Genomic DNA, 12,428 nt, shown 5'->3' with positions numbered 1-12,428 from the left:
GAATACAGAGATTGCGCTTGGCAAGCCGTTGGGATACGGTATCGTCATTAAAATCAATTAACGTGCACGGGGAGGCCGCGAACTTGGCCCTTCAGGATACGCCCGCTGACGATCGCGCGTCCTTGTCGGAACGCATCCGCCTGGCGCTGACCGACGAGATCTCCACCGGCCGCATGCCGCCCGGCACCGTGCTGGACGAGGCGCAGCTGGCCGAGACCTATGGCGCGTCCCGCACCCCGGTGCGCGACGCGGTGCGCCAGCTGGCCGCCGCCGGGCTGGTCGAGATCCGGCCGCGCCGCGGCATCGTCGTGCTGCCGATGACGATCGAGACCCTGTCCGAGATGTTCGAGGTCACGGCCGAGATCGAGGCGATGTGCGCGCGCATGGCGACCAATCGGATGACGGCGCTGGAGCGCGGCCGGCTGGTCGAGCTGCACGAGGAGTCGGAGGCGCTGCTGCAGTCGGGCGACATCGCCGGCTACGACGCCTTCAACCTGGCCTTCCATGAGGGCATCTACCGCGCCACCCACAACGACTTCCTGGTCGAGCACGCGCTGCAGCTGCGCGCCCGGCTGCTGCCGTTCCGGCGCACCCAGCTGCGCTATCCCAACCGGCTGGTGCATTCGCGCGACGAGCATGGCCGGATCCTGCGGGCGATGACCCGCGGCGACCCGGACGAGGCCGCCTTCGCCATGCGCGAGCACATGCTGAACGCCGGCAGCGCCCTGGCGAGATTCCTGACGCTGGACCCGGCCGGCTGACGCTTCCGGGAACGGGGCTTCGCAAAACAGAACGACAAGAAGGGGGAAACGCGTGTCCGCGCAGATCGCATCCATCCTCGGGCTGGTGGTGATGTTCGTCGTCGCCACCGCCCTGCCGATCAATATGGGCGCCCTCGGCTTCGCCGCGGCCTTCCTGGTCGGCCAGGTCTTCGTCGGCATGTCGGCGACGCAGATCCTGGCCGGCTTCCCGGGCGACCTGTTCGTCACCCTGGTCGGCATCACCTATCTCTTCGCCATCGCCCAGAACAACGGCACGGTCGACTGGCTGGTGCACTACGCCGTGCGCCTGGTCGGCGGTCGCATCTCGGTGATCCCCTGGGTGATGTTCGCGGTCTCGGCCGTGCTCACCGCCATCGGCGCGGTCAGCCCCGGCGCCGTCGCCATCATCGCGCCGATCGCGCTGCGCTTCGCCGCCCGCTACCGGATCCACCCGATGCTGATGGGGCTGATGGTGGTGCATGGCGCCCAGGGCGGCGGCTTCTCCCCGATCAGCATCTATGGCGGCATCACCAACCAGGTGGTGAAGAACGCCGGGCTGCCGGGCGACGAGATCGTGCTGTTCCTGTCCAGCCTGGCCTTCAACGCCGCGGTGGCGCTGGTGATCTTCTTCGTGTTCGGCGGCCACCGGCTGCCGGTGCGGCGCCCGTCCGAGGACTTCGAGGGGCTGGTCGACGCCGTGCCGGCCGGCGCCTCGGTGCCGGTCAGCGGCCATGGCGGCACCCCGGCCCGGCCGGCCGCGCCGCGGCCCGGGGCGGTGCATCGCGAGGGCGAGGATCACCATGTCGCGCTGGACCGCGAGCAGGCGCTGACCCTGACCGGGCTGGTGGTGCTGGCCGTCGCCTCGCTGGCCTTCAACCTGAATGTCGGCCTGGTGGCGATGAGCGTCGCCGTGGTCCTGGCCCTGGTCTGCCCGCGCGGCCAGAAGGGCGCGGTCGACAAGATCAGCTGGTCGACCGTGCTGCTGATCGGCGGCGTCATCACCTATATCGGCGTGCTGCAGAAGGCCGGCGCGGTCGACTATGTCGGCGGCGGCGTCTCGACCATGGCGGCGCCGCTGCTGGGCGCGCTGCTGCTGTGCTATGTCGCCGGCGTGGTCTCGGCCTTCGCCTCCTCGGTCGCGGTGCTGGGCGCCACCATCCCGCTGGCCGTGCCGCTCTTGATGCAGGGCCATCTCGGCGTGCCGGGCATGGTGGCGGCGATCGCGATCTCGACCACCATCGTCGATGTCAGCCCGTTCTCGACCAATGGCGCGCTGGTGGTGGCCAACGCCCATGGCATCGACCGCGACGCCTTCTTCCGGCAGATGCTGATCTACAGCGGGATCGTGGTGCTGGTCGGGCCGCTGCTGGCCTGGCTGGCGCTGGTGGTGCCGGGGCTGCTGTAGCCCCAGCATGGCCGCTCAGTCCGGCAGCTCGTCGACATAGGTCAGCCCGGCCGCTTCCAGCGCCTCCCGCATCCTGTACATGTCGAGGCCGAGCTCACCGGCCGCCAGCCGGGCCCGCTTCTCCTCCTCATTGGCGACCCGCTTCTCGCCCAGCGCCGCGACCTCCGCGGCCTGGGCGCGGGGCACGACGACCACGCCGTCATCATCGGCGACGATCGCGTCGCCGGGCATGATCTGGGCGCCGGCGCAGACCACCGGGACGTTGACGCTGCCCAGCGTCGCCTTGACCGTGCCCTTGGCCGAGATCGCGCGCGACCACACCGGGAACCGCATCTCGGCCAGCGCCTTGACGTCGCGACAGCCGGCATCGATCACCAGCCCCAGCACGCCGCGGGCCTGGACCGAGGTGGCCAGCAGCTCGCCGAACATGCCGTCGGTGTTGTCGGTGGTGCAGGCCACCACCAGCACGTCGCCGGGCCGGCACTGCTCCACCGCCACATGCAGCATCCAGTTGTCGCCGGGCTGGGCCAGCACGGTGACGGCGCTGCCGGCGATGGCGGCGCCGGGCCAGACCGGGCGCATATAGGTCTTCAGCAGCCCCGTGCGCCCCATGGCCTCGTGCACGGTCGACACGCCGCAGGCGGCGAGACGTCTGGCGGTTTCGGGCTCGACCCGGCGGATGTTGCGGACGACGACGGGCCTCATGCCAGCACCTCCAGTGCTTCCGGGAACAGGCGCTGATAGGCCTCGCCATAGGTCATCGGCCGGCCCGAGTTGCGGCCGCCCTGCATGCCGCGATTCGGGGCCAAGCGGGTGTAGTAGTCCCACAGGTGCTTCTGCGCGGCCAGCACCTGGAAGGCCTGGAGCTTGATCTCCCACACCTCGTCGATAATCCCGAAACCGTCATCGCGACCCCGGCCTTGGGCCGGGGGAAGCAACCCAGGGCCGCTCGCGCCGGCCCCTGGATTGCTTCGTCGGCTTCGCCTCCTCGCAATGACGGCGAGGGATGGGTGTGGTGAAAAGGTCCTCAAGCCAGGTGGCGCTTGAACCAGGCGATCGTCCGGTCCCAGGCCAGCTTGGCCGCCGCCTCGTCGTAGCGGGGCGTGGAATCGTTGTGGAAGCCGTGGTTCACGCCCGGATAGATATGGGCCTCGTAGGTCTTGTTCGACGCCTTCAGCGCGGCCTCATAGGCCGGCCAGCCCTGGTTGATGCCGGTGTCCAGCCCGGCATAGTGCAGCAGCAGCGGCGCCTTGATGCGCGGCACGTCCTCCGCCTTCGGCTGGCGGCCGTAGAACGGCACGGCGGCGGCCAGCTCCGGATAGGCCACGGCCGCGGCGTTGGCGACGCCGCCGCCATAGCAGAAGCCGGTGATGCCGACCTTGCCGGTGGTCAGGTCGCCCTGCATCAGGAACTCGACGGCGGCGAAGAAGTCGTTCATTAGCTTGGCCGGGTCGACCTTCTGCTGCAGGTCGCGGCCCTCGTCGTCATTGCCGGGATAGCCGCCGACCGAGGTCAGCCCGTCCGGCGCCAGGGCGATGAAGCCGGCCTTGGCCACGCGGCGGGCCACATCCTCGATATACGGATTTAGGCCGCGATTCTCGTGCACCACCACGACGCCCGGCACCTTGCCGGCGGCCTTGGCCGGGCGCACCAGATAGCCGCGCACCTCGCCATTGCCCTTGGCCGATGTGTAGGTGATGTATTTCGCGACGATATCGGGGTCGGTGAACTCCACCTGCTGTGCCATCGCGTAGTTCGGGCTCAGCGACGCCAGGATCGACGCCGCGCTCAGCCCCGCCACGGCGAACTTGCCGGCGCGGTCCAGGAACTCGCGCTTGGTGATCTTTCCGTGGACGTAATAGTCGTAGAGCTCCAGCAGCTCGGGCTGGAAGTCCTTGGCGGTGAGACGGGTCATGAAGCGCTCCCCCTTTCGTTGAGGCCGCCCGCGACTCCCGAAGGCGGCGACACGCTCCCACACGTTCGGTCCGGCCGGTCCCGTCGGATGTGCGGCATGTCGCCGCCGTCACGGCGGCGACACATCAGGGATGCTGTCAGTCGATGGCGTCGGCGGTGACGTCCAGCGGCGCCGCGGCGACATGGCCGGCCACCGGCACCACCTTGACCACGGCGCTGGTGGTGCGGACCGGCAGGGCGACCAGGCCGCAGCCGGCCAGGCCGGTCGCCGCGGTCAGGACCAGCAGCAGGGCGGCGGGGCGGAGGCGGCGGATCACCGGCGGTCTCCCGTCCCGGCCTCGGGCCGAGGGCGCTTCCGCGACAGGCAGCTCGCCGCGTAGCTCCAGACATAGAGGCCGGCGCAGGACAGGATGCTGCCGAACCAGAGCATCTCGAAGATCATGGCGATCCTCCGTCATGGGATGGGTCATTGCAGCTGCGCGACCAGGGCGTCCGCGCCCTTCTCCAGGCCGGTCTTGGCGGCGTCCAACGACCCGAAGGTGGCGCCGATATTCATCGATCCGGGGTATTGCTTCGCCACGAAGGCGTTGAGCAGGCGGTTGGTCGGCGCGTCGTAGATCTCGGCGGCGTAGATCACCGACCCGGTGAACAGGCCCTCGCCGCCGCGCACCGCCTGGACGCCGTTGTACAGGCCGCCGCCGATATCGATGCGGGTGAAGGTGCTCAGCACCGGCGTGCTGGTCGCGGCGCCGGTCAGCGTCAGCCGCAGGCGCAGCGTGCCCGGGGCCGGGTCGGCGGCCAGGGCGAAGCGGGTCTTCAGCTTCTCCACGAAGGCCATCTGCATGGCATGGGCCAGCTCGGCCTTGTCCGCCTCGGACATGTCGCCGAACTGGTTGTCCGCGCCGCGATAGACCACGATCGGGTCGACGATGATCCGGTTGTAGCTGCGCCAGTCCACCGGCGTGGCGTAGCGGAACGGGATATGCCCGGTGTCGTCCTGCGGGTTCGGCGCCAGCTGGGCGGAGGAGGCGATGCCGGAATAGGCGACCGGGGCGGCGTTGCCGCAGCCGGCCAGGGCCAGGGCGATGGCCGCGAGCGACAGCCCGGTCAGCCCCCGTGCGGGGCGCGGCAGGGGGATCGATCGGTTCATGGGAACTCCATTGCGATGAGGTGCGGCGCCGGGGTCCCGGGCGAGGGATTCCGGTCCCTGCCGGGCCGTGCCGGAGGGTGCGATCGCGCCGATGGGTGGGTGTGCCGGCCTGCGGGCCGGCCGTCGTCAGAGGATCAGTCGGGGGCGATGCCGAGGCGGTGCCGGGCCGGCTGGTCGCCGGTGCCGCCGAGGCCGCGTTCTCCCGCCGTCGACGATGCAGGCTGGGTCATGCCGTCATCCTTGCGAGCTGGAATGATCGGGACCTTACAGGATCAAATACAAACCGTCCAGACGGTTTTTATTAAGCCGCGATCGATGCTCGACACCGGCGCGGCCAGGGTCAGACGTCGGCGTTCTTCCGGCCGCGGGACGGGCGCGCAGGGGCCGGCTTGTCGGCCGCGGACCAGCGCGTCTCGTCCAGCAGCCGGTCGAACAGCCGGTCGCGCTCCTCCGCGGTTAGCGGGCAGGTCCCCAGCAGCGTCGTCAAATGCAGGCCCCGGGCCGCCATCCAGCGCAGCACCGCCAGGTCCGGATCGGCGGCCTCGGCCTTGACGGCCTCCAGCGCCTCGGCCTCCGCCTCGCGGTTGATGGAAAGCAAATCGGGATTCTCGGCCACGGCGCCGAGGATGGCGAAGAAGGCGGAGTGCGGCGTGGCAATGGATTCGCGCAGCGTCGCGATCTGCGCCTCCAGCACCGCGCCGGGCTTGTCGGGGCCGATCCCGGCCAGATACTCCTGGGTGAACTTGCCGAAGCGCTCGGTCAGGTGCTCCAGCAGGGCCTTCACCACCGCGTCCTTGGTGCGGAAATGGTGCATGACCCCGCCCTTGCTGATGCCGCTCTCGCGCGCGATGGCGTCGAGCGTCAGCCGGCCCGGGCCGTCGCGCGCGATGATGGCGAGCGCCGCCTGGATGGCGGCGGCGCGGGATCGTTCCGAACGGGTGGCGTTGTCCATGCTCTCTCACTGGGCCGTGGCGGCTGGCGCCGCCCACCGACCCAAAGAGATAGCCCGTCCGGCCGCGAAAAAACAGACCGCAAGGTCGGTTTCTCAGGGCAATCGCTTGAAGCACCTTCCGCGGCGGACAGGGCACGGTCCGATTGCCTCTCCCGCTTACGAGACCCTTTCGGAATTCCAAACACCGTCATTGCGAGCGTAGCGAAGCAATCCAGGGCCAGTGCGAACCGGCCCCTGGATTGCTTCGTCGGCTTCGCCTCTCGCAATGACGGTGAGGGGGGCGCTACGAAAAAGTCTTGTTTACGGGAGAGGCGACGCAAGGCCATCGACATCGCGCTGCTTTCAAGCGATTGCCCTGGTCGGATGACCCATTACGCCGCCAGGATCACCCGCAGGACGCGACCGGCGGCGTCGGCGGGCAGGTCCACGGTGACGCCGTCTTCCGCGCGGGGGACGGCGGTTTCGTCGCCGATCCGCAGATCCAGCACCCGGTCCGGCGCCAGGGACGGGAAGCGCAGCCAGGCGCCATCGGGCAGGTCCGGCGGCAGGGTGACGGCGATGTCGCCCGCGCCGAAGCGCAGCTGCGACAGCCGGCCGGCGACATTCGTCTCCAGCAGAGTGCGACGGCCCTGCTGCAGCGCCAGCATGCCATCGGCGATGCGCACCGTCACCGCGCCGGCCGGGCTGGCGATGGGCCCGAGCGTCGCGTCGGCGCCGCCATTCACCAGCTCCCATCCGCCCCACGGGTTGATGTCCATCACCCGGGCGACGCCGAGCGCCGGCAGCAGCGCGCCCCAGCTGTAGAAGCCCTCGGTGTCCGGCTGGTCCATCGGCTCGCCGGTCTCGGCGTTGAAGTTCTCCGGGCACAGCCGGCGCTCGTCCCAGGCCGCGCGGAACAGGCGCAGGCTGTCCTCGGCCAGCTTCACGGCCTCGCCCTCGAAGCCGTTGCGGCGCAGCCCGTGCCAGACCATCCAGTTCAGGGGCGGCCAGATCCGGCCGCGCCAGTAGGAATTGTCCTTGGCCGCCGGGTCGTCGCGCGTGGTGCCGGGGATGACGAACGCGCCGCCGAAGGTGGCGGGGTCCTTGAGATGGGCCAGCAGGCGCTGCGCCTGCTCGGGCGAGGCGGCGCCGCAGATCAGCGGGTAGAAGCTGGTCGGGCCCAGGCTGCGCACGAACGCGCCGGACCACAGTCGGTTGGCGAAGATGCCGCGGGTCTCATCCCACAGCTCGGCGCCGATCTTCGCCCGGGTGCGGGCTGCGGTCTCGGCATGGGAGGCGACGGCCTCGTCGTCGCCCAGCTCGGCGGCGATCCAGGACAGCACCTCGGCGTCGAAGGCCAGCAGGCTGTTCAGCCCGACATCGCAGGACTGCAGCGACCGCGTCTCCGGGTCATAGGCCGCCTGGTCATGGATCGGCGAATTGTCCATGCTGGATTCGTTGCGGGCGCCGAAGGAGGTGCCCTTGTACAGCCCTTCGCCGACATCCGAGGTGCCGTAGGAGACCAGGCCCCGGCCGCGCAGGTCGCGTTCGCGCCACCACCAGGCGTGGTTGCGCGCCAGCGTGCCATAGGCTAGCTCCAGCATCGGCCGCGAGCGCGAGCGGAGATAGATCAGCCACAGCAGGAACGACCCGATCGGCAGCTGGGTGCGGTCGACCCAGGCGTCGTTCGCGGTCAGCAGGCAGGCAAGGTTGCCCTCCGGCGTGGCGCTGGCCAGCGACGCCGCCAGGTTCTCCCGCGCCATCTCCTGGTCGAGATACCCGGTCAGCAGCGCGTTGTAGAGCTGGTCGTTCAGCCAGACGCCGAAGCCGCCGAACTTGGACAGGTTCCAGTTGCGGCTGATCGAGGTGTAGGGCCGGTGGTTGACCTCGTCCCACACCGTGTTCCAGGCCATGACGTCGCGCAGCGCGTCCAGCGACCCGGCCTGGGCACCGGTCTGCGTGGGAAGGCTTGGCGCCTCGCCCGGCTCGGCCGCCAGCGCCTTGGCGCGCTCGACCGCCAGGTCCGCCCGGTCGGCCACGGCGACGCCGATGCCGCCGTCGCGCATCATCTCCAGGTTGAAGCGCAGCACCAGCACCGGCGCCGCCTCCGACCGCGCGCCGAGATGGAAATAGCCGTGGGTCTCGTAATCCTCGGCCACGGCCTCGACCGTGGCGTGGCCCGTCACCTGCACCGGCGGCTCGGCGCTGGCCAGGGCGACGAAGCGGTGCCCGATCTTGACCACGGCGGCGCCCGCCGGGTCCCAGCGCACCGTCTGGCCGTCCTCGGCCGACAGGCACAGATTGAACCAGAACCGCAGGCCCCATTCGCCGGTCCTGGTGGTGCGCCAGGTGCCGGACAGTTCGAACGGCCCGCGCTTGGCCCAGCGCCAGGCCAGGCCGGTGCCGGCATGGTCCAGGTCCAGCTCGACCAGGCTGCCGTCCAGGGCATGGCGGCCATAGCGGACCGACTTCGCCGGAAACAGCGTCGCGGCGCGGCTGCTGTCGGCATAGGCCAGCGGCGTCACCCGCACACCCAGCGGCAGGAACACCATCTCGGCCGGGCGGCTGGACCAGGTGTTCCAGGCCCGGGCGAGCGGGACGGTGGTATCGCGCAGCATCTCAGCTCCAGGCCCGCAGGGCCGCTTCGGTCGTGACGATCTCCACCTGCTGGTCGAAGCGCGGCAGGATGAGGTCGAGCGTGGCGTGGTGGCCCGGCAGCGACGAGCTGGTCATCGCGTCGGACACGGCGACGATGCGGAAGCCGCGGTCGATGCCGTCGAGGATGGTGCCGAGGACGCAGACATCCGTCTCCACCCCCGCCACGATCAGCGTGTCGGCCTTCAGCGCGGCCAGCCGCTCGACGAATTCCGGCGCGGCGAAGGCGGAATGGGTCGGCTTGTCGATGACGCTGCCGGGTTCGGCCAGGGCGGCGAGATCGGCCACCAGGTCCAGCATGCCGGGCGCGAGATTCGGCCGGGTCACCGCGGCCCAATGCGTGTAGTAGCGGCGCCAGGTGCCGGGCGCGTCATCCGCCCGTTCCGGCGTCACGAAGCGCGGGAACAGGGTCGGCCCCGCCTTGGCCAGCGCGGCGACGTTGGGGACCACGCCCATCAGCGCCGGGGTCGACCACACCGTGTCCTCGGCGAACAGGCGCTGCAGGTCGATGGCGATGTGGACGGTGTTCGGCGACAGCGGCCCGAAGCGCAGCATGCTCAGTCCTCCAGCGCGATGGTGTGGGCGGCGGACCAGCCCAGGGTGACGGCGGCGCCGGGGGCCGGCGGGGCGCTGTCCTGGGACCGGTTCTGGGCGAAGACCTTCAGCTCGCGCCCGTCCGGCCCGGCCAGCAGATAGGTCGAGACCGCGCCGGCATAGATCACCTCGCGCAACGTCGCCGGCAGGGTGTTGTCGAAGCTGTGGGCGGTGTTGGGGGCCAGGATCACCATCTTCTCCGGCCGCACCGCCAGTGTGACCTTGGACCCGGCGACCGGCAGACTGCCTGCCACGCGCACCGTGCCGCCCTGCACCTCGACCGCGTTGCCGGCCTTCACCGTGCCCTCGAGGAAGTTGGCGTCGCCCAGAAAGGATGCGGCGAAGCGGGTGCGCGGCTGTTCGTAGATCTCGCCCGGCGCGCCGTCCTGCACGATCCGGCCGCGGTCCAGGATGGCGATGCGGTCGGACAGGGTCAGCGCCTCCTCCTGGTCATGGGTGACGAAGATGGTGGTCAGGCCGCTCTCGCGCTGGATCCGCTTCAGCTCGACCTGCATCTCCTGCCGCAGCCGCCGGTCCAGCGCCGACAAGGGCTCGTCCAGCAGCAGCACGGTCGGCTTGGTGACGATGGCGCGGGCCAGGGCGACGCGCTGCTGCTGCCCGCCGGACAGCTGCTTCGGGCTGCGGCCCTCGAAGCCGGACAGGCGCACCATCTCCAGCGCCTCGCGCGCCTCCTTGGCAGCGGAGGGTCCGCGCACGCCGCGCCGGTTCAGCCCGAACATCACGTTCTGCAGCACGGTCATGTGCGGGAACAGGGCGTAGGACTGGAACACCATGCCGATGCGGCGCTTCCACACCGGCACCCGCGTCACCTCCTCGGGCCCGATGCGCAGCTCGCCCTCGTCCGGCACCACGAAGCCGGCGACGATGCGCAAGAGCGTGGTCTTGCCGGAGCCGGAGGGGCCGAGCAGGCTGGTGAAGCGCCCGGCCTCGAAGGTCGCGCTGATCCGGTCCAGCACGGTGGCGGGGCCGTAGCGCTTGCTGACGCCGGTGACTTCAACGCCGCTCACGGGCGCCTCCCATGTTCGACAGCAGGGCGAAGGCCAGGACCAGGACCATCGAGGCGCCCAGAAGGATGGTGGAGATGGCGTTGATCTCCGGCGTGAAGCCCTTGCGGATGGCGGAGTAGATCTCCACCGGCAGGGTGGTGACGCCGGGCGTGGCCAGGAAGTAGGAGACCACGAACTGGTCCAGCGACACGGCGAAGGCGAACAACGCCGCGGCGATGATGCTGGGCAGCAGCAGCGGCAGGGTGACGCTGAAGAAGGCGTGCAGCGGGGTCGATCCCAGGCTCATCGCCGCCTCCTCCAGATCGGCGCGCTGCGACTGCAGTCCGGTGCCGACCACCAGCACGACATAGGGGATGGCCAGGGCGACATGGCCGATGGTCATGGCGAACAGGCCGCGGCCGATGCCGGTGGAGAAGAAGAACACCAGCATGGCGGTGCCGGTGATCAGCCAGGGAATGGCGATCGGCGGCAGCAGCAGCAGTTGCAGCAGCGACCGGCCGCGGAACTTGCGCCGCGACAGGGCCAGCGAGGCCGGGGTGCCGATCGCAGTGGCCAGGATGGCGGTGACGATGGCCAGGATCAGGCTGTTGCCGCTGGCGGACAGGAGACGTTCATTGTCCGGCAGCTTCGCGAACCAGTCGAGCGAGAATTCGAAGGGCAGCTGGTACAGCGGCGAGGCGTTGAACGCCATCACCACCATCACCGCGATCGGCAGGTACAGGAAGGCGATGACGATCCAGAGATGGGCGAGGCCGAGGCGCTTCATGGGCAGGCTCCCCGGATCCCGGCGCCGCCGTCCCTCACCGTCATTGCGAGGAGGCGGAGCCGACGAAGCAATCCAGGGGCCAGTGCGAGCGGCCCTGGATTGCTTCGCTGCGCTCGCAATGACGGTGTTGGGAACTGCGGGAGGAAGTTCCTCATGCCCGTGCCCCTCCTTGCCGTTTCAGCACCGGCGCGGCCAGTGCGAAGATCAGCAGCACGATCGCCAGCATGGTGAAGGACAGGGCGGCGCCCAGCGGCCAGTTGAAGGCCTGGGTGAACTGGTCCTCGATCACCGTGCCCATGGTGACGCCGACCCGGCCGCCGAGGATGCGCGGCTCCATGAAGCTGCCGATCACCGGCACGAAGATCAGGACCGAGCCGGAGATCAGCCCCGGCGTGGCCAGCGGCAGGATGACCTTCCAGAACACCACTGGGGCGCGGGCGCCCAGGCTGCGCGCGGCCTCCAGGATCTGGTCGTCGATCGCCACCAGCGACAGGTAGCAGGTCAGGATCATGTAGGGCAGGTAGGCATGCACCAGCCCGACCACGATGGCGGGATAGGTGTACAGCAGGCCCAGCGGCGCCGCGTCCGGGAACACCCAATGGTACAGCCCGTCGATGATGCCGCCGTCGCGCAGCACCATGGTCCAGGAGAAGACGCGGACCAGGCCGTTGGTCCAGAACGGCAGGATGATCAGCAGGAACAGCACCTGCCGGGTGCGGCCGAAGGTGGAGCGCGCCAGGGCCAGCGCCGCCGGCAGGCCGATCACGGCGCAGATCAGCGTGGTCCAGATCCCGATCGACAGCGAGGTCCAGGCGACGTCGCGGAGATAGGGCCGCTTGAGGAAGGCCAGGTAGTTGTCGAGGGTCCAGACGATGGCCCGACCGCCGAAGGGCGCCACCTTGAGGAAGGAGAAGCCGAGCATCATCAAGAGCGGCAGGAAGATCGCCAGCGTCAGCCAGCCATAGGCCGGCAGCAGCAGCCCGGCCGTGGCCAGCCAGCCGCGCTTCTCCGCCCCGCCCGCGGCGGGGGCGGTGATGGCGGAAGCGGTGGTCGGCGCCGCCAGCTCGGTCATCGGGTCATCCCCTTGCACTCGTCCTCATGCGTTCTCCACCGGACTTGTACTCTTCTATTGTCATCCTCGGGCTTGACAGTGAAGGACAGCGGCCCGTCCTTTCTTGTCCCCCCTCCCCTCGCGGGAGGGGGGTAGGGGGGTAGGGGGGGTAG

At 69.9% G+C, this 12,428-nt stretch carries 14 protein-coding genes; 2 read left to right on the top strand and 12 right to left on the bottom strand.

Translation table 11 applies throughout. The annotated features are described in order from the left end of the window. The first annotated feature begins 122 nt into the window (after positions 1–122). A complete protein-coding gene (locus BWR60_RS29310) occupies positions 123–761 on the top strand; it encodes a GntR family transcriptional regulator (protein WP_230983217.1) in 639 nt (212 codons plus the stop codon). A 52-nt stretch (positions 762–813) separates the two neighbouring features. Further along, a complete protein-coding gene (locus BWR60_RS29305) occupies positions 814–2,166 on the top strand; it encodes an SLC13 family permease (protein ID WP_088155691.1) in 1,353 nt (450 codons plus the stop codon). A gap of 15 nt (positions 2,167–2,181) precedes the next feature. Here BWR60_RS29305 and BWR60_RS29300 read toward each other — a convergent pair whose 3' ends face one another. From BWR60_RS29300 to BWR60_RS29250, 12 genes are all read right to left on the bottom strand, one after another. After that, entirely contained in the window at positions 2,182–2,871 is a 690-nt protein-coding gene (locus BWR60_RS29300; RefSeq protein WP_088155689.1) for a 4-carboxy-4-hydroxy-2-oxoadipate aldolase/oxaloacetate decarboxylase, read from the bottom strand. Continuing rightward, a complete protein-coding gene (locus tag BWR60_RS29295) occupies positions 2,868–3,047 on the bottom strand; it encodes a hypothetical protein (protein WP_218823737.1) in 180 nt (59 codons plus the stop codon). Before BWR60_RS29295 ends, BWR60_RS29300 begins: the two co-directional genes overlap by 4 nt. A gap of 146 nt (positions 3,048–3,193) precedes the next feature. Continuing rightward, on the bottom strand, positions 3,194–4,081 hold the full coding sequence (gene yghX, locus BWR60_RS29290; protein WP_088155687.1) for a YghX family hydrolase: 888 nt from the start codon (positions 4,079–4,081) through the stop codon (positions 3,194–3,196). A gap of 136 nt (positions 4,082–4,217) precedes the next feature. Further along, a complete protein-coding gene (locus BWR60_RS29285; protein ID WP_088155685.1) occupies positions 4,218–4,397 on the bottom strand; it encodes a DUF6726 family protein in 180 nt (59 codons plus the stop codon). After that, on the bottom strand, positions 4,394–4,522 hold the full coding sequence (locus BWR60_RS38775; protein WP_275542408.1) for a hypothetical protein: 129 nt from the start codon (positions 4,520–4,522) through the stop codon (positions 4,394–4,396). The genes BWR60_RS29285 and BWR60_RS38775 overlap by 4 nt, the downstream gene beginning before the upstream one ends. Positions 4,523–4,546: 24 nt before the next feature. After that, on the bottom strand, positions 4,547–5,230 hold the full coding sequence (locus tag BWR60_RS29280; protein WP_088155683.1) for a DUF3313 domain-containing protein: 684 nt from the start codon (positions 5,228–5,230) through the stop codon (positions 4,547–4,549). A gap of 340 nt (positions 5,231–5,570) precedes the next feature. Next, the gene (locus BWR60_RS29275; RefSeq protein ID WP_088155681.1) at positions 5,571–6,182 is read right to left on the bottom strand and encodes a TetR/AcrR family transcriptional regulator; all 612 of its coding nucleotides are present in this window, start codon (positions 6,180–6,182) and stop codon (positions 5,571–5,573) included. Positions 6,183–6,553: 371 nt separating this feature from the next. After that, positions 6,554–8,779, bottom strand: a complete 2,226-nt coding sequence (locus tag BWR60_RS29270; protein WP_088155679.1) for an MGH1-like glycoside hydrolase domain-containing protein — start codon at positions 8,777–8,779, stop codon at positions 6,554–6,556. Position 8,780: 1 nt separating this feature from the next. Beyond that, entirely contained in the window at positions 8,781–9,371 is a 591-nt protein-coding gene (locus BWR60_RS29265) for a cysteine hydrolase (protein WP_088155677.1), read from the bottom strand. 2 nt (positions 9,372–9,373) lie between these two features. After that, on the bottom strand, positions 9,374–10,438 hold the full coding sequence (locus BWR60_RS29260; RefSeq protein ID WP_088155675.1) for an ABC transporter ATP-binding protein: 1,065 nt from the start codon (positions 10,436–10,438) through the stop codon (positions 9,374–9,376). Beyond that, on the bottom strand, positions 10,425–11,204 hold the full coding sequence (locus BWR60_RS29255; protein ID WP_088155673.1) for an ABC transporter permease: 780 nt from the start codon (positions 11,202–11,204) through the stop codon (positions 10,425–10,427). The genes BWR60_RS29260 and BWR60_RS29255 overlap by 14 nt, the downstream gene beginning before the upstream one ends. A 151-nt stretch (positions 11,205–11,355) precedes the next feature. Beyond that, entirely contained in the window at positions 11,356–12,276 is a 921-nt protein-coding gene (locus BWR60_RS29250) for an ABC transporter permease (protein ID WP_218823736.1), read from the bottom strand. Positions 12,277–12,428 lie beyond the last annotated feature (152 nt).

This window comes from Inquilinus limosus (genome assembly GCF_002195995.1).
Taxonomy (GTDB): Bacteria; Pseudomonadota; Alphaproteobacteria; order DSM-16000; family Inquilinaceae; genus Inquilinus; species Inquilinus limosus_C.
This window is presented reverse-complemented; position numbering and strand designations above follow the sequence as displayed.